The organism is Synechococcus sp. R50.1, assembly GCF_047462115.1.
Lineage (GTDB): Bacteria > Cyanobacteriota > Cyanobacteriia > Thermostichales > Thermostichaceae > Thermostichus.
The window spans coordinates 49408-68504 of record NZ_JANSIN010000002.1; the positions used below are offsets into that span (position 1 = coordinate 49408).

The 19097-nt window shown below is 59.7% G+C and carries 16 protein-coding genes; 13 read left to right on the forward strand and 3 right to left on the reverse strand.

Annotated features, from left to right (window positions below):
• The first annotated feature begins 84 nt into the window (after positions 1-84).
• Positions 85-1482, forward strand: coding sequence for an NAD-dependent succinate-semialdehyde dehydrogenase (locus tag NW870_RS00975; RefSeq protein ID WP_414373402.1), 1398 nt, complete (start codon positions 85-87; stop codon positions 1480-1482).
• On the forward strand, positions 1482-1724 hold the full coding sequence (locus NW870_RS00980; protein WP_414373405.1) for an RNA-binding S4 domain-containing protein: 243 nt from the start codon (positions 1482-1484) through the stop codon (positions 1722-1724). The genes NW870_RS00975 and NW870_RS00980 overlap by 1 nt, the downstream gene beginning before the upstream one ends.
• 2 nt (positions 1725-1726) lie before the next feature.
• Here NW870_RS00980 and NW870_RS00985 read toward each other — a convergent pair whose 3' ends face one another.
• The 3 genes from NW870_RS00985 to NW870_RS00995 all read right to left on the reverse strand — a co-directional run bounded on the left by NW870_RS00985 (position 1727) and on the right by NW870_RS00995 (position 3486).
• Positions 1727-2254, reverse strand: a complete 528-nt coding sequence (locus NW870_RS00985; RefSeq protein WP_414373407.1) for a hypothetical protein — start codon at positions 2252-2254, stop codon at positions 1727-1729.
• Positions 2255-2263: 9 nt separating this feature from the next.
• Positions 2264-2650 (reverse strand): plastocyanin/azurin family copper-binding protein, encoded by a 387-nt coding sequence (locus tag NW870_RS00990; protein ID WP_414373408.1) that lies wholly within the window; start codon positions 2648-2650, stop codon positions 2264-2266.
• Positions 2651-2820: 170 nt separating this feature from the next.
• On the reverse strand, positions 2821-3486 hold the full coding sequence (locus tag NW870_RS00995; RefSeq protein ID WP_414373409.1) for a DUF4439 domain-containing protein: 666 nt from the start codon (positions 3484-3486) through the stop codon (positions 2821-2823).
• A 205-nt stretch (positions 3487-3691) separates the two neighbouring features.
• Here NW870_RS00995 and NW870_RS01000 point away from each other — a divergent pair, with 205 nt between their 5' ends.
• From NW870_RS01000 to NW870_RS01050, 11 genes are all read left to right on the forward strand, one after another.
• Complete coding sequence (locus tag NW870_RS01000; RefSeq protein WP_414373411.1) at positions 3692-4441, forward strand: WecB/TagA/CpsF family glycosyltransferase; 750 nt, start codon at positions 3692-3694, stop codon at positions 4439-4441.
• 40 nt (positions 4442-4481) lie between these two features.
• The gene (locus NW870_RS01005; protein WP_238376738.1) at positions 4482-5321 is read left to right on the forward strand and encodes a cell division ATP-binding protein FtsE; all 840 of its coding nucleotides are present in this window, start codon (positions 4482-4484) and stop codon (positions 5319-5321) included.
• A 93-nt stretch (positions 5322-5414) separates the two neighbouring features.
• On the forward strand, positions 5415-6326 hold the full coding sequence (locus NW870_RS01010; RefSeq protein WP_414373412.1) for a cell division protein FtsX: 912 nt from the start codon (positions 5415-5417) through the stop codon (positions 6324-6326).
• Positions 6327-6387: 61 nt separating this feature from the next.
• Positions 6388-6990: a hypothetical protein gene (locus NW870_RS01015; protein WP_238376736.1), complete on the forward strand. Its 603-nt coding sequence runs from the start codon at positions 6388-6390 to the stop codon at positions 6988-6990.
• 57 nt (positions 6991-7047) lie between these two features.
• The gene (locus tag NW870_RS01020; protein ID WP_414373414.1) at positions 7048-8229 is read left to right on the forward strand and encodes a pyridoxal phosphate-dependent aminotransferase; all 1182 of its coding nucleotides are present in this window, start codon (positions 7048-7050) and stop codon (positions 8227-8229) included.
• A gap of 124 nt (positions 8230-8353) precedes the next feature.
• The gene (locus NW870_RS01025) at positions 8354-9154 is read left to right on the forward strand and encodes a ParA family protein (protein ID WP_414351212.1); all 801 of its coding nucleotides are present in this window, start codon (positions 8354-8356) and stop codon (positions 9152-9154) included.
• Position 9155: 1 nt separating this feature from the next.
• A complete protein-coding gene (locus NW870_RS01030) occupies positions 9156-9989 on the forward strand; it encodes a hypothetical protein (RefSeq protein WP_414373415.1) in 834 nt (277 codons plus the stop codon).
• Between the two features lie 294 nt (positions 9990-10283).
• Positions 10284-11909 (forward strand): peptide chain release factor 3, encoded by a 1626-nt coding sequence (locus tag NW870_RS01035; protein WP_414373417.1) that lies wholly within the window; start codon positions 10284-10286, stop codon positions 11907-11909.
• A 186-nt stretch (positions 11910-12095) separates the two neighbouring features.
• Positions 12096-13331, forward strand: coding sequence for an aminotransferase class V-fold PLP-dependent enzyme (locus NW870_RS01040; protein ID WP_414373419.1), 1236 nt, complete (start codon positions 12096-12098; stop codon positions 13329-13331).
• Positions 13332-13493: 162 nt separating this feature from the next.
• Positions 13494-16157, forward strand: a complete 2664-nt coding sequence (locus NW870_RS01045) for a TIGR03960 family B12-binding radical SAM protein (protein WP_414373421.1) — start codon at positions 13494-13496, stop codon at positions 16155-16157.
• 766 nt (positions 16158-16923) lie between these two features.
• Positions 16924-19095, forward strand: a complete 2172-nt coding sequence (locus tag NW870_RS01050; protein WP_414373423.1) for an Rne/Rng family ribonuclease — start codon at positions 16924-16926, stop codon at positions 19093-19095.
• Positions 19096-19097: the final 2 nt, after the last annotated feature.

Below are 19097 nucleotides of genomic sequence, written 5' to 3' on the forward strand. Positions count from 1 at the left end.
TACGCGAACGCAGTAGCAGTGCGGAGCACTATTCCAGGCAGAGCGCAAATGCCAGAGTGGAGAAACAGGCGTTGAGGGAAAAAGATGGGGCACCTGGTCAGCATCAACCCCGCCACCGGAGAGGAATTGGCTCGCTACCCCGTTTTCGACGCTGGGCAGATCCAAAGCTGTATCGCCCAAGCCCACGAGCGGTTTCAGAGCTATCGTCGGATCCCGTTTGCTCAGCGATCCGCCTGGCTGAAGCGGGTGGCAGGGATCCTGGAGGAGCGCAAAGCGGAGTTTGGCCGCCTAATCAGCCTGGAGATGGGCAAAACCTTGGCCTCTGCCGTTGCGGAAGTGGAAAAATCCGCTTGGGTTTGTCGCTACTATGCCGAGGAGGCAGAAGGGTTCTTGGCCGAGCGCTCCATATTGCTACGCAACGCTTACGCGAATGCCACCGGTGCGGAGCACTTTGCCAGCCGCAGCGGGATCCGCTACCAGCCGCTGGGGGTGATTTTGGCAGTGATGCCCTGGAACTTTCCCTTTTGGCAGGTGTTTCGCTGTGCAGCCCCGGCCCTGATGGCGGGCAATACCCTTCTGCTCAAACATGCTTCCAACGTGCCCCAATCGGCTTTGACCCTGGAGCGGATCTTTCAGGAGGCGGGATTTCCGCCAGGGGTCTTTCAAACCCTGCTGATCACAGCAGCCCAGGTGGCAGAGGTGGTGGCGGATGAACGGGTGCGGGGGGCCGCCCTCACCGGGAGCGAAGCCGCCGGCTCCAGCCTGGCCCGTTTGGCCGGTCAATATCTGAAAAAAACGGTGTTGGAACTGGGAGGGAGCGATCCCTTCATCGTGCTGCCCAGCGCCGATCTGGAGGCAGCAGTTGCCACAGCGGTCACGGCCCGTCTGATCAACAACGGCCAGTCCTGCATTGCCGCCAAACGATTTATCTTGCACAGGGCTATCGCTGAACCTTTCACGGCTGCCATGACGGAGCGATTTCGCCGGCTCAAGGTAGGGGATCCCTTGGATCCGCAAACGGACGTGGGGCCTCTGGCTACCCCCAGCATCCTGCAAGAGGTGGACGGACAGGTGCAGGCTTTGGTGCAGGCGGGGGCCAAAGTTCACATCGGTGGCTCCCCCTGGGGAGGGAATTTTTACCCGCCCACGATCCTGAGCGACATCCCCCCCGATCATCCGGTGGCCCACCAGGAGGTGTTCGGGCCGGTGGCGCTGCTGTTCACCGTCCCGGATGTGTCGGCAGCCATCGAGCTGGCCAACGGCACGCCCTTTGGCCTGGGCGCCAGCGCCTGGACAACCGATCCAGAGGAACAAGAGCGCCTGCTGGAGGAGCTGGAGGCGGGATCCGTGTTCATCAATGGCATGGTCAAGTCCGACCCGCGCCTTCCCTTCGGCGGCATCAAACGCTCAGGGTATGGACGGGAACTGAGCCGGGAAGGGATCCTGGAATTTGTGAATGTCAAAACCATTTGGGTGAAGTGATGGCGGAGACTGCTCAAAGGGATCCCCAGCCGGCGGCGGATCCCGTGATCAAGCTGGATCAGTTCCTCAAGCTGGCGGGGGTTGCTCCCACCGGTGGGCAGGCCAAGCAGCTCATCCAAGCGGGGCAAGTGCGGGTGAATGGCGAGGTGGAAACCCGGCGGGGACGCAAGCTGCGCTCAGGAGATGAGGTGGCCGTGGGAGGTGGAGTTTGGCGGGTGCACCTGGGTGAGGCCCCGAAGTGAAATCAATGCAATGGGATCAAGAAAAGCATGGCCAAAGCCCCGATTCCCCCTGCCACCGCAAACTGCCACTCCAGCCCCCACAGCAGGCAGGCAACTCCGGCCAGGATCTGGATCCCACCGGTGATCCAGTAGGGGAGACGCGGCGGATCCACCAGGCCGTTGAGCCAGTGGCCCAGCCCCATTTGCCACAGCCAAAACACCCCCAGGTATGGGCTCAAAGCTGCCAAAGGGGTACGCCCGACAAAGGGCAGCACCGAGAGGATCATGCCCTGGGCGATCACCAACGTCCACACCAAACCCACAAAGTAGAGGTGGGCCAGTCCGGCTGTTCGAAACTCCGGCAAGCTAGTCTGCCGCACCATGTAGCCCAAGCCAACCAGGGAAATCACCAACCACAGCCAGTTGATGTTGGCCTCTTGGTGAAACTGGGTGGCGGCGAACCCCATCCCCAGAAGAATGGCCCAAACCAGGTACACCCGCCGACAAATGTTCCAGAAGGGAAGAGGGGATCCCAGGGGTTCCATTTGCATGGCCTTCACCTAATCGACGACGACAATACGGCCCACCATGCTGGGGTGGATCTCGCAGAAATAGTCCTGGATGCCGGCCACTTCGAAAGCCACTGCTTTGCTCTCGTTGCGCCTCAGCCGTCCCGTTCCTTGGAATTGCGCTCCCTCTATGGGAGTAGCCGTGTGGGGGGTGGAATCCAGGTTGGTGAAGGTCACCTTGCCCCCCCGCTTGAGGGTAACCTCCGAGGGCAGGTATTGAAACCCGCGAATGATCACCTCTGCTTCCGCCGTTGCCTCGACAGGATCTCGCCCCGCAACAGAGCTGGCTTGTCGCCACCGATCCACAGCCAAGATAGCCCCCACATTGAGCAGGGATCCCAGTCCACTCAGCAACAGCAGCCGCCGCGTCATCGGCATAGGACTTTCTCCACACAGGTTTAGGAAGAGAACAAAGGCTGAGGCGCTCAGAAGAAGGCGATTGCGACAGCAGTGCAGAGCACTTGGATCTCCAAGCCCCAAGTCCTACAGAGGACGTTGGAAGGCTTTGCAGATCATCGCCTCATCGCCGGCAGGGGTTACCAACAGCTCTACACCTTCAGGATCCAGCGCTCCCGAGTCTCGGCGCTGACAAAGGGGGCAGGCACCACCAGAATGCTGGGGTCAAGGCTGTGGAACACGGCCCGGATTGCGGTGGCATGGGCAACTTCGTTGGGGCCAATGGTGCTGGCAGCAGCCACCAGGTCTTTGTTGGAAAGCTGGACAAAGGCATCGTTGTAGGCTAGGGCCGCATCGAACTCCAGAGCCAGGGCCAGCTTGGCGATGTTGGCATCGGAATCGAGATTGCCTTCTTTGTTGTCGATGTAGGTGGAAAGGTCGTAGCTATCCCGCGCCCGAGAGGGGATCCCTCCCAGTTGCCGCACGGCACCCGCCAGCAGATCCCGATGCTGCTCGTGATCCTTCAGGTTCTTGGTGGCCACTTCCAACACGATCTTGCCCACCTCGGTGTTGCTCAACTTGCCGGCAGCGGTTTTGTAGGCCCAGATCGCCTGCTGTTCCAAGTCGATGGCGGCATTGAGAATGGCAATATCAGCAGTGTTGGACTGAGCGGCACCGGGCAGGCTGCGCAACCCAATTGCTCCACCTACGCCCGCCAGCAAACCAGCCAACAACAAGCTGCGGCGGGAAGTTGCAGGGCTGGGATCCCATTCGGCAGCCAAGTGAGGCAGAGCGAAGGGAGTCTTCGAAGTTTTCATCTCAAGTCTCCTGTCTCGAAAGATGGCAACCAACCTTCAGGGACTTGCTCTTGGTCGGGCAATTCCCTCTCGGCCTGGTCTGATGGGAATACGCCGCTGATGCCACGGCGGATGCCTGGGGGAAAAGATTTGGATTGTGTGCTCAGCTTTTGGGCTGGGCTATTTTGAAAGTTGGGTTTCACTGGGGACAAGCGTTCGGTCGGTAGTGTCGTTAGCCATCCATTCGATTCTGGGCGTGAACCTGCACCTTGCTCTGCCGGAGGCCAGCCTACAGAGCTACACCACGTGGATTGAGGCGCGTATTCGGGAGGGTCAGGGCGCTCAGGTGGTTACCTGCAACCCGGAAATGATCATGCAGGCGCAGCGGGATCTGGCCTTTGCCCAGGTGCTGCAAGCGGCGGAGCTGGTGATCCCCGATGGCATCGGGGTGGTGTGGGCTTTGCGACGGCAAGGGATCCGCGTCCAGCGGGTGCCGGGGATCGAGCTGGCAGAAACCCTGATCCCGTTGGCGGCAGAACGGGGGTGGCGCTTGGCCTTGGTGGGGGGAAGGCCGGAAGTCAACCGGGCAGCAATTCGATATTGGCAAGCCCAGTGTCCTGCTTTGGCCCTCTGGGGCTACCACGGCTACTTTTCTGGCAACGAAGAAAAAGAGCTTCTGCAAGCTCTCCAGGAATTTCGACCGCAACTGGTGTGGGTGGGGCTGGGATCCCCGCGCCAGGAGCTGTGGATCCAGAAGTGGCGTCCCCTTTTGCCCCAGGCTATCTGGATGGGGGTGGGGGGCAGCTTGGACATTTGGGCCGGCCAAAAACGGCGAGCGCCCCGTTGGTGGCGTGACCATCACCTGGAATGGTTGTATCGTCTCTATCAGGAACCCTGGCGCTGGCGACGCATGTTGGCTTTGCCCAAGTTTGTCTGGCGGGTGCTGTGGGATCCCCCTTCTCGTTTGCGCCCCTAGTCTGCCGGCGCTCTCTCCCTCCTCTGTCTAGGCGCTTACTATGGTGATCGGTCAGCACATCGGCTATCCTCCTCGCTTACACCGTTGGGCGGGTACGGCTCCGACCCCTCATCCCCCTGCCCCAGCCCATCCAGAGGCCACCCTGGGCTTTTACAGCAGCACCCAATCCGGATCCCTGCAAGCCCCGGCCAGCATGGTGTCCTTGCGGGGCGTGAGCAAGGTCTTTCCCAACGGCAACTTAATTTTTCAGGATGTGAACTTGGAGGTGCGCCGCGGCGAGTTTGTGTTCGTAACTGGGGTCTCCGGGGCGGGCAAGTCCACCCTGCTGCGGCTACTCTACGGGGCGGAACAGGCCACCGAGGGCACGGTCATCGTCGATCAAGTCTGTCTCTTTTCTTCTGAAGGGCGGCGGCGACCCTACCGCATCCCACCGCGTCCGCTGGCCATGTTGCGGCGGCGCTTGGGGGTGGTTTTCCAAGATTATCGCCTTCTGGCCAACCGCACCCTGGCAGAAAATGTGGCCTTCGTGCTGCGCGCCCAAGGGCTGTCCCCCGCAGAAATCCGCCGTCGCATCGGGCCGACCCTAAAGATGGTGGGGCTGACCGAAAAGCGAGATCACTTTCCCCATGAGCTTTCGGGGGGGGAACAGCAGCGCCTTAGCCTGGCCCGTGCCATTGTCAACATGCCGGTGCTGCTGCTGGCGGACGAGCCAACAGGAAACCTAGATCCGGAAAACTCCCTCTTGGTTCTCCAGATTTTGGAGCGGCTCAATTCCTTTGGGGTGACCGTCATCATGACCAGCCATGACCCCTATCTGGTGGAGCGGGCCGGCCACCGGGTGGTGCGCATGGAGGGAGGGCGCCTGTATGATCTGCGCTGAGGGCTGCCGGGATCCCTATTTTGCTCTCCACAGGCTCTGTTGAGCTCCAGGGGGCAAGGGTCTGAGCCCATTGATTGTTGGATGGAGAACAGCATGCAATCTCTCTCCCGACTTCTCAATAAAATCCGCTATCTCCTACAGGAGACTTTTTTGGGGTTGCGGCGGGGGGGCTGGCTGAACTGGGCTGCGGTGAGCACCCTGCTGGTGTTGTTGTTCCTGGTGGGGATCGGCGTTGAGCTGTCCTGGGGTGTGGATGCCACGGTGCAGTCTCTGGGGGGACAACTGGAGATCTCCGTCTACCTGGAGCCGGAACGGCAGGGGGTGGAGCTGCAACCTCAGGTCGCCCAACTGCCTCATGTGGCCGAGGTGAAGGTCATCACCAAAGACCAGGCTTGGCGCAACCTTTTGCTGGAAATGGGGATCCAAGACGAGGCGGCCATGGAAACCCAGTTGGGGGAGAACCCCTTGGTGGATGCTCTGCGGGTTAAGGCGGATTCCACCGAAGCCTTGGGGGAAGTGGCGGAGCAGATTCGCCAACTGGAAGGGGTGGATGAGGTCTACTACGGCGACCGCATTGTGGAGCAACTGGCCCAGCTCCAGGACATGCTGCGGCTGGGATCCCTGACCATTACCGGCGTGTTGGCCCTAACAGCGGTGGCGGTCATCACCACCACCATTCGCCTCATCGTCATGGCGCGGCGGCGGGAGATCGAGGTGATGCAATTGGTGGGGGCGACGGCAGCCTGGATTTACTTGCCCTTTATTTTGCAAGGGTGCCTGTTTGGGGTGATCAGCGCAGTGGGAGCTTGGGGATTGATCTTGGGATCCCAGCAGTTGCTGCAGGAGCTGCTGGAGCAGTTGATTGCCTTGCCCTTCCTCAAGGTGATGCAGGCAGATCGCAGCCAACTGGAGTTTTGGCTCTTGCCGTCGATGTTGTTGGGGATGGGGGTTTTTCTGGGCACCACCAGCAGCTTGATCGCGGTGCGCAAGTCGGCAGGGCGATGAGCTGGAGGCGATGCTGAGGAAAGCCCTGGATATTCCAATCTGAGGATCGCCATAGGATAAGATGATGGACTCTACTTCCCTGGCTTTCCAAGATCTGGCCGCCATGAACCCATTGCCTCCTCCCGCCCACCCCTACCAGTTCCGCGCTTTGGGCCTGATTAAGGGATCCCTGAAATCGATCCCCAAGACTTATGCGCAGGCAACCTTGGTTGCCTCTGACGGAGCAGAATATCCGGCTACCCCCGGACGCGCCGAGCTTCTCGGCCCCTTCGAGCACTGCATCAAGAGCGGCCATACCTACTGGTACTACGTGCAGCCGCAGCCGCGTTCAGGGGGGGCTTTGGGCTTGAGCATCATCCGCATCCTGGCCCTGCCGGAAGAGGAGCAAGACCCAGAGTGGGAAGAAGAACCGTTTTTGCCTGCCCCTGAGGACACAGAGGAAGGCTTTAACATCCGCGGCATTGTCGAGCCCCACGATGGCTTTGTTGAGGTGACCGTGCGGCGCAAGCCCCAGGGAACCAAGCAATTTGCTCCTCTGCAATTGCGCTTGGAAGGGTTCTTGCCGGGAGCTGTGGCGGGAGAGTTTTGGGATCTGTTGGCAGAGCGAGAGGGCAACAAACTGCTGTTGGTGGATGGTACCCGCCTGTTGACCGCAGTAGCCTAGCTATCTAGATTGGCCCTGCTTGAGAACCTTAAAATAAACCAAAGAGCTCCCTGACCGATGGTGTCTGCTGGCTTGTCCCAACGGGTCGCCTATCTATCCCCTTCCCCCACGCTATCCATTTCGGCTCTGGCTAAAGCCATGCAGGCAGAGGGGCTGGATGTGTGTAGCTTGAGCGCAGGCGAGCCGGATTTCGATACACCTGACCACATTCGGGCCGCGGCCATCCGTGCTCTGGAAGAGGGCAAAACCCGCTACGGCCCCACCGCTGGGATCCCCGCCCTTCGCCAAGCAGTGGCCGATAAGCTGCGGCAGGAAAACGGCCTGGAGTTCAGCCACGACCAAATCCTGATCAGCAACGGCGGCAAGCAAACCCTGTTTAACCTGGCCATGGTGCTGCTGGATCCCGGCGATGAAGTGATCCTGCCTGTTCCCTACTGGGTCAGCTACCCCGAAATTGCCATTTTGGCAGGGGCAAAGGTTGTGCAGGTGCAGACGGAAGAGGCCCAGGGGTTCAAGCTCACCGCCGCCCAACTGCGCCAGGCCCTCACCCCCCGCAGCAAGCTGCTGATTCTCAACTCGCCGGCCAACCCCACCGGAGCCGTTTACCACCAGCACGAGCTGGCAGCTCTGGCAGAGGTGATCCTCTCCGCCCCCCATCTGTACGTGATCTGCGACGAGATCTACGAAAAGCTGGTTTATGGACAAGCCCGCCACATCAGCCTGGGATCCCTTTGCCCTGACTTGATGCCGCGCCTGATTCTCAGCAGTGGCTTTGCCAAAGCCTACGCCATGACCGGCTGGCGGGTGGGCTACTTGGCCGGGCCCAAGCCCATCATTGAGGCGGCCATCAACCTGCAAAGCCACAGCACCTCCAATGTGTGTACCTTCGCCCAGTACGGCGCTCTGGAAGCCCTGACCAGCCCCCTATCGGCAGCGGCTGTGGAAAAAATGCGCCAAGAATTCTGGCAGCGGCGAGATCTGATGCTGGACGGGATCCGCACCTTGCCGGGGGTGACTTGCCCGGAGCCAGAAGGTGCATTTTATGTGTTTGTCAACATCGGCCAAACCGGGTTAAGTTCGGTGGAGTTTTGCCGGCAGCTGCTCAAGGAACACCACGTGGCTGCTGTGCCGGGGGTAGCCTTTGGGGCAGATTCCTACATTCGCCTTTCCTATGCTGCCGATCGCACCACCCTCGAAAAAGGGCTGCAGCGGCTGCACCGGTTTGTGTCTTCCCTCTGAGGATTGAAAAGAGCGGATGGATCCCCGCAGGCCATCCCCAGTGGCGGAATCCCCATTAGAGGTGTGAACACCATTGCTTAACCCTAGCTATAGTGTTAGGGGATGGGCTACGAGGGGATAACTCATGTCTGGCAGAACGGCGCTTGTCATCACCGTTGCCTGTTTGAGTGGGGGATCCGGAAAGACCACAGCCGCCCTCAACCTGGCCATCATGTTGGCCGAGCATGGCAAGACGCTGGCCGTTGACTTTGATCCGCAGGGCAACTTAAGCCAGTGGATGGGCTGGACGGATCTGTCCGAGTCGGCCACCATTGCCGAGACGATTCTGCCGGGGGCGGATCGGGTTCACATTCGGGAGATTATCCGTCCGCCGTTGAATGAGGATCGCCAGGAGCGGCTGTGGTTGGCCCCCAGCGATTACAGTCTCTCGCGGGCTATGGATGCGATCGTGATGGAGCCGGGGCGGGAGCTGTTTTTGAAGCGGGCTTTGCGACCGATTCTGCCGGAGTATGACTTTTTGGTCATCGACAGCCCCCCCTCGAAAGGGTTGCTCACCTACAACAGCATTCTCAGCGCCGATCTGCTGGTGGTGCCGACGGAGTGTACCCAAAAGGGGGTGATGGGGGCTCTGAGTACTCTGGTGCTGTTGAAAGAATTGGAAGAGCTGGATTTTCATGTGCCCAAGTTTTTGGGGGTGCTCCCCACCCGGGAACAATGGGTGGGCAACAACCGTACCAAAATGTCGCGGGCCGCGGTGGAAGCCTTGGCGGAAATGATGCAAGGGATCCCCATTTTTACGCCGGTGCGGCAAAGTACAGTGGTGCAGCAAACCAACAGCATGGGCTGGTCGTTGGCGGAGGCAGGGGAAGATCTCCTGGCCCAACCTTATCGCGAGATCCTCAAGGCTGTGCTGGAGGCCCGCTAACATGGCTACCGCCAAGAAGCCTCCCAAAAAAAAATTGCCCACCGGCCCCACCAAGGCGGATCTGCTCTCGCGCATGGGGGTGAATAAGCAGCCAGAGCCGATGGAACTTGCGCCTACGGCTGCCGACTGCGTTGATGCTCCGCACCGTCCAGAGGACAACAGGGGGACGGATTCCCTGGATCTGCCTCACCCTGCGGCATTAGATGTTGAGCCCGATCCATCTGCCGCCGCCTCGTCCCCTCTGTGCCAGGTTGCCACAACCCCACCAGAGGCAGGACGGATGCCTCTCCTGGCCAGTGTGCTCTCCACACCTGAAGCTCCTTCTCGGGATGCGGATCCCTTGTCCAACTTGTCGCCCGCTCCGGTCGAGGTGGAAAGGGTTGTCTCCCCACCCCAGGTCAGTCTGGCCAAATGGGCCAATACTTCGCTGCCAACTGAAAAGCCAGCCGAGCTTTTGCCCCCTGCTACTGCTTGCACCGACAATGGGGTTCGCCGCAATGGCACCCCCAATGGGCAGGGTGCCCAGTCGGATCCCCGCGAGGCTCTGGATGCACAACTGGGCCTGCAAAAGCTTACCCTCAAATGGTCTGCCGAGAGGGTAGAAAAGCTGGGATCCCTGGAAAGCGCCACCGGGCTACCGGGCGAGATTTTGCTGGAAGTCCTGCTGGATCATTGGGAACAATTGCCCAAGCCCTTGCAGCAAGATTGCCTCCTGCAAGCCCACCGCATTCGCGTCGAGCGGCTGGTGATCAGCCAAAACTTCACCATTGCCACGATTGAGCAACTGCTCTTCACGTCAGCGTTGCGCAACAACAACGAGCAGCATCTGCTTTGAGTTCTGGCCGGTTGGCCTGGGAAATTCCCCCTCAAGATCTCCGCCAGTATGCCAGACAACAGGGATCCCTGTTCCTGTGCTAGGGTCAAAATGGTTCTGTTGGCTTTTCGCGCTTTTCGGCCTGTGCTCTCTCCCCCTCGCTACCTGGCGGCAACCCAACCTCATTATTCTCAAGCGTATTTCCCACTGATTTTCTATTTTTTCCTTCTCCGTATTTCTCCCATCCTTTAGGGGACAACATCGCGGCGGAATCTTCTTTAAGGCGACCAGGTTGTAGTGGAGCGGCAACAGTTGATGAAAGAACTTGATTTGGCCAAAGCTGTAGAGCAACGGCGCACCTTTGCCATTATTTCCCATCCCGATGCGGGGAAGACCACCCTCACCGAAAAGCTGCTGTTGTACGGGGGGGCCATTCAAGAAGCGGGAGCTGTGAAGGCCCGTCGGGCGCAAAAGCGGGCCACTTCCGACTGGATGGAACTGGAAAAGCAGCGGGGTATTTCCATCACCTCTACCGTCCTGCAATTTGATTACCGCAACATTCGTCTCAATCTGCTGGATACTCCCGGCCACCAGGACTTCAGCGAAGACACCTATCGCACCCTGGCAGCGGCTGACAATGCCGTGATGCTGGAAGATGCCGGCAAAGGGTTGGAAACCCAGACCCGCAAGCTGTTTGAAGTGTGTCAGATGCGGGGGCTGCCGATTTTTACCTTTATCAACAAGATGGATCGCCCAAGTCGGGATCCCTTGGAGCTGATGGATGAAATTGAGACAGAACTGGGCCTCAAGCCCTATCCTGTCAACTGGCCAATTGGCTCAGGCGAGCGGTTTACTGCCCTATTTGACCGTCGGACTCAGGAGTTTCATTTCTTTGAGCGGGTATCTGGGGGGCGGCTAAAAGTTCAAGATACCGTCATTAAACTTGGGGATCCGCAAATTGAGGAGTTGATCGACAAGGACTTGTATTACCAATTCAAGGAAGAGCTGGAACTGCTGGATGGTCTCATGCCCACCTTGGATCTAAAACAGGTGCATTCTGGCAAACAAACCCCGGTCTTTTTCGGCAGTGCCATGACCAATTTTGGGGTGGAGCTTTTCCTCAATGCATTTTTGGAGTATTCCTTACCGCCAATGCCTCACGAGAGCACTGCTGGGCTAATCCCGCCCGAACATCCTGAGTTTACGGGCTTCGTCTTTAAACTGCAGGCCAACATGGATCCCCGCCATCGGGATCGCGTTGCTTTTGTGCGCATCTGTTCCGGCAAGTTTGAGAAGGATATGGTGGTCAACCATGCCCGCCTCAATCGTCCCATTCGCCTATCTTATCCCCAGAAGTTGTTTGCTCAAGAGCGCATCTCCATCGATGAAGCTTACCCTGGGGATGTGATCGGCCTGAATAATCCCGGCATCTTCACCATTGGGGATACCATCTACACCGGCCCGAAGCTGCGCTACGCCGGGATCCCTAGCTTTTCTCCTGAGCTGTTTGCCTACTTGAAGAATCCCAATCCTTCCAAGTTTAAGCAGTTCCAGAAAGGGGTAGCGGAACTGCGGGAAGAAGGGGCTGTACAAATCATGTACTCTATCGACGATTCCAAACGGGATCCGATTGTGGCAGCGGTGGGCCAGTTGCAGTTTGAGGTTTTGCAGTACCGCCTTGAAAGTGAATACAACGTCGAAACCCGACTGGAGATGTTGCCCTACACCCTGGCCCGCTGGGTCGAGAATGGCTGGAAGGCGCTGGAGAATATTCCCAGCTTGTTTAACACCCTAGTTGTTAAAGACATTCAAGACAGGCCCGTTCTTCTGTTTAAGAACGAGTGGACTTTGCAGCAGTTTGTTGCCAGCAACCCTAAAATCAAGCTCAGCAAAATTGCCCCTATCTCGGATCTCGGCCCAGAATTGGGTGACGGCCAATAGATCAACCTAAGAGAATCCGTCTCAAAGAGCCTTAGGTTCTGACATTCAGTCGAGATGCCATTGGTCTCCACATCAGCGGTGTTGATAGGTGTTGATATCTTCGGATTTCTGAGCAAACCCCTCACACAGATCGCAGCAATTCCCCCATCTTTTTCCTGCATCGTCCAGGGACAGAGGGAGTGAACCATGCCTTTCTTCTCCAACCTGGGATCCGATTCTCCCCACTTTGGCGCTGCCCTCAGTGCTTGTGCGCCACTTTGCGAACGCTCCTTGTGGGGACTGGATCCGCAAGCCGTTTTTTTGAATCACGGCTCCTACGGCGCGACCCCGAAAAAGGTGTTGCAGGCCCAGAGTGTATGGCGGGAACGCCTTGAGGCTCAGCCGGTGCAGTTTATGGGAGAGGAACTTCCTCGAGCCTTGCGGGCGGCGGCAGCAGAACTGGCCCATTTCGTCGGGGCCGAACCCGAAAATTTGGTGTTTGTGGAAAATGCCACCAGCGGGGTGAATGCCGTTTTGCGCTCGCTGCGGTTCCGGCCAGAGGATCAGATCGCCTGCACCAATCACGGTTACGGGGCCGTTCGTCAGGCATTGCAGTACATCTGTGCCCAGTGGGGAGCCATCCCAGTTGAGGCGCAGATCCCTTTCCCCATTGCGGGGCCAGAGCAGGTTATCGCCGCCTTCGAGGCCATCCTCACTCCCCAAACTCGCCTGGCGGTGTTGGATCACCTCACCTCGCCTACGGCTCTGATCTACCCCCTGCCTGAGCTGATCGGCCTCTGTCGGGAGCGCGGGATCCCGGTTTTGGTGGATGGCGCCCATGCCCCCGGAGTTCTCCCCTTGGAGTTGGAAAAGCTAGGAGCCGATTGGTACACCGGCAATGCCCACAAGTGGCTGTTTGCCCCGAAAGGCTGTGCCTTTTTGTGGGTGGCCCCCTATCGACAGGCCCAAACCCATCCTACGGTGATCTCCCACGGCTATGGGCAAGGGTTCACAGCGGAGTTCGACTGGGTGGGCACACGGGATCCCAGCGCTTGGTTGGCCATTTCAGCAGCCCTGGCGTTTATCCAAGGGGTGGGACTGGACAACATCCGTCAGCACAACCACACTCTGCTGCTGCAGGCGCGGCAGTTGCTCTTGGAGGCTCTTGAGGGGATCCCGCCCGCCCCTGAAGAAATGTTGGGCTTTATGGCCACCCTACCCTTGCCGCCCTTCTGGCAACAGGGGATCCCTGAGCTGCCTCTTGGGGAGCGCGCCCGTCGCCTGCACGATTACCTGTGGCACACGTACCGCATTGAGGTTCCGATCATCCCCTTCGCCGGGCAGCTTTGGGTACGCATCTCGGCCCAGGTCTACAACCGTTTGGCAGAGTACGAACAGTTGGCGCTGGCCTTGCAGCGTCCGCCGCAGAGTTTTCCCGGTTGAACAGACTTCACGACATTGCAAGTATGGTTGTTTCGCCTACCGGTAACCTGCAAACTTAGAGAGGCAAAGCGCGAGGCAAAGCGCTTTCCCTTGGGTTGGGTCTGCTCGAAGAGTTCGGCTAGAGTCAGATCAGTGGCTGTATTAACGTCTCGGCGGATCCCCATGCTCTCTCTGGCTGCAACTGAACCGCATCTGAGTCCCATCGATCTGGATCGCCTGCTTACCCCTGAGATTCAGCGGCCGGCCCGCTACTTAGGCAAAGAGTTTGGCGCCGTCCACCGTCCTTGGGATTCGGCGCGGGTGCGTTGGGTGCTGAGCTATCCAGAGTTGTACGAGGTGGGAGCTTCCAACCTGGGCCACCTCATCCTCTACAACATCCTCAACGCTCAGCCGGATCAACTGTGTGACCGCACCTACTTGCCAGGCCCGGATCTGGCGGCCCGCCTGCGGCAGTTGGGGATCCCGCTGTTTGCCGTGGAATCCCGCCGTCCTCTGCGCGCCTTTCACATCATCGGCTTCAGCCTGGCTTACGAGCTGGGGGGCACCAACATCCTGGAGATGCTGGACCTAGCCGGGATCCCGCTCAAGTGGTGGGAGCGGCAGCCCTTTACCCCGGAAGAGTGCCCTCTGATCTTTGCCGGCGGGCCAACCGCCACCTCCAACCCGGAGCCCTTTGCCGACTTTTTCGATTTCTTCGTCTTCGGAGATGGGGAAGAGGTGCTGCCGGAAATTGGCCAAGTGCTGGCCGGATCCCTGTCCAAGCCCCGCCGAGAGGTCTTGCTGGAGCTGGCCCAGGTGCCGGGGGTGTACGTGCCCCAGTTTTACGAAGGGATCCCACCGCGGCCCATCGTGCCTGGGGTGCCGGAGCGCATCCGCCGTCGGGTGGCCCTGCCTCAACCCCAATACTCCGTCGGCCTGGTGCCTTTGGTGGAAACCGTCCACGACCGCCTGGTGATGGAAGTGCGGCGGGGCTGCACACGGGGCTGCCGATTTTGCCAGCCGGGCATGCTCACCCGACCAGCGCGGGATGTGGATCCGGAAGCAGTGGTGGAGGCTGTGGTGCAGGGCTTGCGCAAGACCGGCTACAGCGAATTTTCCCTCTCTTCTCTCAGTTGCTCCGACTACCTTTCCCTGCCGGCGGTGGGAGCGGAGCTGCACAACCGTCTGCTCGGGGAGCACGTCGCCCTCTCCCTGCCCAGCCAGCGGGTGGATCGCTTTGATGAGCAAATTGCCGCCATCATGAAGGGATCCCGCCGCTCCGGCCTCACCTTTGCCCCCGAAGCTGGCACCCAAAGGCTGCGGGACATCATCAACAAGGGCCTCACCGATGCCGACTTGATTCGCGGCATTCGCACCGCCGTTCAAGAGGGCTGGGACAAAATCAAGCTCTATTTCATGATTGGCCTGCCCGGCGAGACCGACGCTGATGTCCTGGGGATCGCCCGCACCGTCGAGATGCTGCAGCGAGAATGTGCAGCCCTGGGTCGCAAGCGGGTGGAGTTTACCCTCACCCTCTCCAACTTCACCCCCAAGCCCCACACCCCCTTCCAGTGGCACCGGGTGGACTACGCCGACGTGCAGCGCAAGCAAACCCTGCTGCAGAAAGAGCTGCGCCGGCTGCGGGGAGTCAAGGCCCACTTCACCGATATCCGCTTCAGCATCCTGGAAGACTTTATTGGCAAAGGGGATCGCTCCCTGGGACAGATGATCGAGCGGGCCTGGCGGGCTGGGGCCGGCATGGACGCCTGGTGGGAAAACATCGACGCCGCCTACGCTGCCTGGGTGAGGGCCTACTGCGGCGAAGAGGTGGATCCTGCCGCCGATCCGGTCGCCCTCTGCGCCCGTCTCCCCATCCGGGAATTGGGCCTGGAGGATCCCTTGCCCTGGGATCACATCGATACCGGCATCGACAAAAAATGGCTGCAGAAAGACTACCGCCGCGCCCTGGAAGCCCTCACCGTGGAAGACTGCTCCTTCGAGGGCTGCTCCGCCTGCGGCATCTGCGGCCCCGGCTTCGGCCACAACATCGTCATCCCCCCTCCGCCCGTCCCACCCCTGCAGAGCAAACCCACCCCCACCCCGGATCCCCTGGAGCCGGAGCCACCTGCCCAGCGTTTCCGCATCACCTACGGCAAAACCGGGGATCTGCGCTGGCTGGGCCACCTGGATCTCATGCGCCTGTGGGAACGGGCCTGTCGGCGAGCGGGGTTACCTCTGGCCTTCAGCGGCGGCTACCACCCCATGCCCCGCCTGGCCAACGCCAACGCTCTGCCCATTGGCCAGGAAGGCTATGGCGAAATCCTGGATCTGGAGCTGCTGGATCGGCCTGAAGGTCCTCTGACGCCTGAGAAACTGCGCGCCCTTCTGAGCGAACAGCTGCCCCCGGAGATCCCCATCCAAGCCGTCCAAGAAATTAGCCTTCGGGATCCCTCGGCCACCGCAGCCGTTTACGCCGCCGAATATCAGCTTACGGTGAGCTGCGAGTTGCCCAAAGCCGTTCACGGCAGCGGGACGGAGTCCTCTTGGCCTGCCTGGGTCACCCAGATCCTAGACGCGCAGGAAATCTGGATTGAAAAAACCTCCAAGTCTGGCAAGTCCTCTCCCTTCAATGCCCGCGCCCTGCTTTACTACCTAGAGTTTCAGGGCCTGACCCCCGAGGGCAGCGCCCGCCTCCTTTACCGGGGCAGTTGCCGCAACGACGGTGCCTACCTGCGGCCTACCCATCTGGTTCAAATGGCCGAGTCATTGGGGTTGCCCCGCTGGACACTACAGACGGCAAAGCGGCTGCGCCTGTTGTGGGAGAACCCCCTAGCCGATCCAGATTGAGCACTTCCTCTGGGAGCAACCCAAGGGCTAAGGGTCTGTCTGGGCTGAGGGATCCCACAAGCGCTATAATGCTGCTATTGCTGGCTCCTGCCGCTGTGGGGCTCGCCAAGCATCAACTTGACCAAGGGCGGGGTGAGCAGCAGGCAAAAGCTGGGCCGGATTCTGGAATGGAGACACTCTTAACTCAGTACCCAGGGCAGGTAACAGGCGTGATGGGGTCGAGTCGATAGGTGCAACAGAAAAGTGTGCCTCTTCGACCTAGCCCAGATCTGACCAGAAAATTTTACCCTGAGAAGGTGCTTCTTTCCGCGCGCAAACCCTGTCTTGTTGTGGACTATCGCTACGCGACGCTTTCGCGAACAGGCTGGGCCGCACAACTGGGGTTCTGCAATGGGCCAGCGTTGGATCTCCCGAGGCGGAGCCGTCTTGCTCCCTGAGCCTATCGATTGAGCCCATCCATGAATCTCCATGCAAACCTCACCGAATCCATTCATCCCATCCGATGAGTTTTCCTTCCAATCAGCAGAAGCCCCCCGCTGTACCCACCAGAGCCAGCATTGGGTAGTTCACATGCACTTAAACTCACCTCACCCATTGGAGAGGAAACAAAGCCAAGCGTCAAAGCAGAGCTGAGGGTAATGGACAGCCCCATGACGACTCGATCCTGGTTAAAGAAACTTAAGCGGATCCCGGCAAAAGGACAACACCTCGCCAGAATGAGGGTTCAACCCGTAACCGCGTGCCCTTGGGGCGGGGAGGGAAGTTAATGCCCAGGCAGATTGTCATTGCCGAGCAACATCGAGTGGCAGCCGTCTTCGCCGAAGATCAAGTGCAGGAGCTGATCGTCGCCAGCGGCGCTCATCAAGTGGGAGACGTTTACGTCGGAATCATCGAGAACGTTCTGCCCAGCATCGATGCCGCTTTCGTCAACATCGGCCCTGCAGAGCGCAATGGGTTTATCCACGTCAGCGACCTGGGCCCGCTGCGCCTCAAGCGAAGTCATGCCTCGATTTCTGAGCTGGTCTTGCCGCAGCAAAAGGTGCTGGTACAGGTGATGAAAGAGCCTACCGGCAACAAAGGGCCAAGGCTTACCGGAGATTTGGCCTTTCCAGGGCGGTATTTGGTGTTGCGACCCTACGGAAAAGGCGTTCATCTGTCCCGCCGCATCGAGGATCGAGAAGAACGCAACCGTTTGAAGTCGCTGGCCATTTTGATTAAACCCCCGCAGATGGGCCTGTTGGTGCGCACCGAAGCGGAAGGTGTGTCCGAAGAAGCGATGATCGACGACCTGGAGCAATTGAAGAAACTCTGGGAAGATATTCAACAGCAGTATCAGGCAGCACGGGGGCCGGGGCTACTCAACCGGGATGACGACTTTATTCAGCGGGTGCTGCGGGATGTTTACTCCGACGATGTGAACCGTATTGTGACCGACTCTGCGGCAGGAGCGAAGCGAGTCCGTAGCTATCTGCAGGGCTGGAACAAGGGCCAAATGCCCCCTGGTGTCGTTGTCGATGCCCACCGCGAGCCCACCCCCATTCTGGAGTATTTTCGGGTCAACGCGGTTATTCGGCAGGCGCTGCGGCCACGGGTGGATCTGCCCTCTGGTGGCTACATCATCATCGAGCCCACCGAGGCCCTGACGGTAATTGATGTTAACTCGGGCTCCTTCACCCAATCGGCCACTTCTCGGGAGACAGTGCTGTGGACAAACTGTGAGGCGGCTACCGAGATTGCCCGCCAATTGAGGCTGCGCAACATTGCCGGTGTGATTGTGGTGGACTTCATCGATATGGATTCCCGCCGCGACCAGTTGCTGGTTTTGGAGCATTTTAACAAGGCCCTCTCCAGCGACAAAGCTCGCCCACAGGTGGTCCAACTGTCGGAATTGGGGCTGGTGGAGCTCACCCGCAAACGGCAGGGGCAAAGCCTTTATGAGATCTTCGGCCATTCTTGCCCTACCTGTGAGGGGCTGGGGATCCTGGCCCGCTTGCCGGGGGCCGAGCCGGGACATCTCTTGACGATAGAAAGCGGCCTGACGGTAACGCTGCCCACCGAGGTGGAAGGAGGGGATGAGGAAGACGCCGGCCCGATCCTGCCCCGCGATGGCAACTCCCAACGGGCGCGCCTGCGAGTGGGGAGCGATGGGCTGTCTCGAGGCGATAGCCGTGCGCTGCTGCGGCGGTCGCGATCTGCCCCCGGACAACGACGCCCCAGCCCGGATCCCTTTACGACTTCAGACGATCTGGAGGAAGAGCCACGGGTTGAAACGGGACGCAAGCGTCCCCGTGAAGACTGGGGGGATCCCCGCACTGGCCAGCGCCTCGTTGCTCGGAGCCTGGATACTCCTGTAGAAGAGGAAGCCCCAGAGCCGATGCAACTGCCAGGGGGCGGAGCAGACCTAAAGCGTCAAGAACCCCGCCGTTCTGGCCCTGGGGAAGAGGCAGAATCCGCCTCACGCAAAGATCACACTTCCCCAGCCCGCACCGTTCGCGCCAGCGGGACGGAGTCCTCAGAAGGCCGTCCGGCTCCGGTACGGCAAACCGTCACCGTGGAGATGACCCCGTTACAACAACGGGTCTACTCGGAGTTGGGGCTGTCGCCTCTGTTGCTGCTTGACCAGCCGCCGCCTTGGGGCCGAGACACGGCGGTTAGGGTGGTTCTGCCGGGAACTGTCGAGGTGGAAAGTAGCCCAGAGGTGGAGACTGAGGCAACTTCTCAGACAGAGGAGTTTGCACCCGAACCGGAGGCTCTGCAGGAGAAGGAGCTGCTGGACAACCTCTCTCCACCCGAACTTTCTGAACCCGAAATCCCTTCTGCTGAATCGTTCGTGCCAGCAGTGCAGAGCAGCTTGGCCGAGCCAGCCGCGGAACTGGGGATCAGCCCTGCCCAGCAATCTCCAGCAGCCTCCAGGCGACGGCGCTCCCGCAGCAGTTAGGC

Coding starts and splice junctions, on each gene's coding strand:
- NW870_RS00975 (WP_414373402.1), top strand. CDS start 85: ATGGGGCACCTGGTCAGCATCAACCCCGCCACCGGAGAGGAATTGGCT.
- NW870_RS00980 (WP_414373405.1), top strand. CDS start 1,482: ATGGCGGAGACTGCTCAAAGGGATCCCCAGCCGGCGGCGGATCCCGTG.
- NW870_RS00985 (WP_414373407.1), bottom strand. CDS start 2,254: ATGCAAATGGAACCCCTGGGATCCCCTCTTCCCTTCTGGAACATTTGT.
- NW870_RS00990 (WP_414373408.1), bottom strand. CDS start 2,650: ATGCCGATGACGCGGCGGCTGCTGTTGCTGAGTGGACTGGGATCCCTG.
- NW870_RS00995 (WP_414373409.1), bottom strand. CDS start 3,486: ATGAAAACTTCGAAGACTCCCTTCGCTCTGCCTCACTTGGCTGCCGAA.
- NW870_RS01005 (WP_238376738.1), top strand. CDS start 4,482: ATGGTGATCGGTCAGCACATCGGCTATCCTCCTCGCTTACACCGTTGG.
- NW870_RS01010 (WP_414373412.1), top strand. CDS start 5,415: ATGCAATCTCTCTCCCGACTTCTCAATAAAATCCGCTATCTCCTACAG.
- NW870_RS01015 (WP_238376736.1), top strand. CDS start 6,388: ATGATGGACTCTACTTCCCTGGCTTTCCAAGATCTGGCCGCCATGAAC.
- NW870_RS01020 (WP_414373414.1), top strand. CDS start 7,048: ATGGTGTCTGCTGGCTTGTCCCAACGGGTCGCCTATCTATCCCCTTCC.
- NW870_RS01025 (WP_414351212.1), top strand. CDS start 8,354: ATGTCTGGCAGAACGGCGCTTGTCATCACCGTTGCCTGTTTGAGTGGG.
- NW870_RS01030 (WP_414373415.1), top strand. CDS start 9,156: ATGGCTACCGCCAAGAAGCCTCCCAAAAAAAAATTGCCCACCGGCCCC.
- NW870_RS01035 (WP_414373417.1), top strand. CDS start 10,284: ATGAAAGAACTTGATTTGGCCAAAGCTGTAGAGCAACGGCGCACCTTT.
- NW870_RS01040 (WP_414373419.1), top strand. CDS start 12,096: ATGCCTTTCTTCTCCAACCTGGGATCCGATTCTCCCCACTTTGGCGCT.
- NW870_RS01045 (WP_414373421.1), top strand. CDS start 13,494: ATGCTCTCTCTGGCTGCAACTGAACCGCATCTGAGTCCCATCGATCTG.
- NW870_RS01050 (WP_414373423.1), top strand. CDS start 16,924: ATGCCCAGGCAGATTGTCATTGCCGAGCAACATCGAGTGGCAGCCGTC.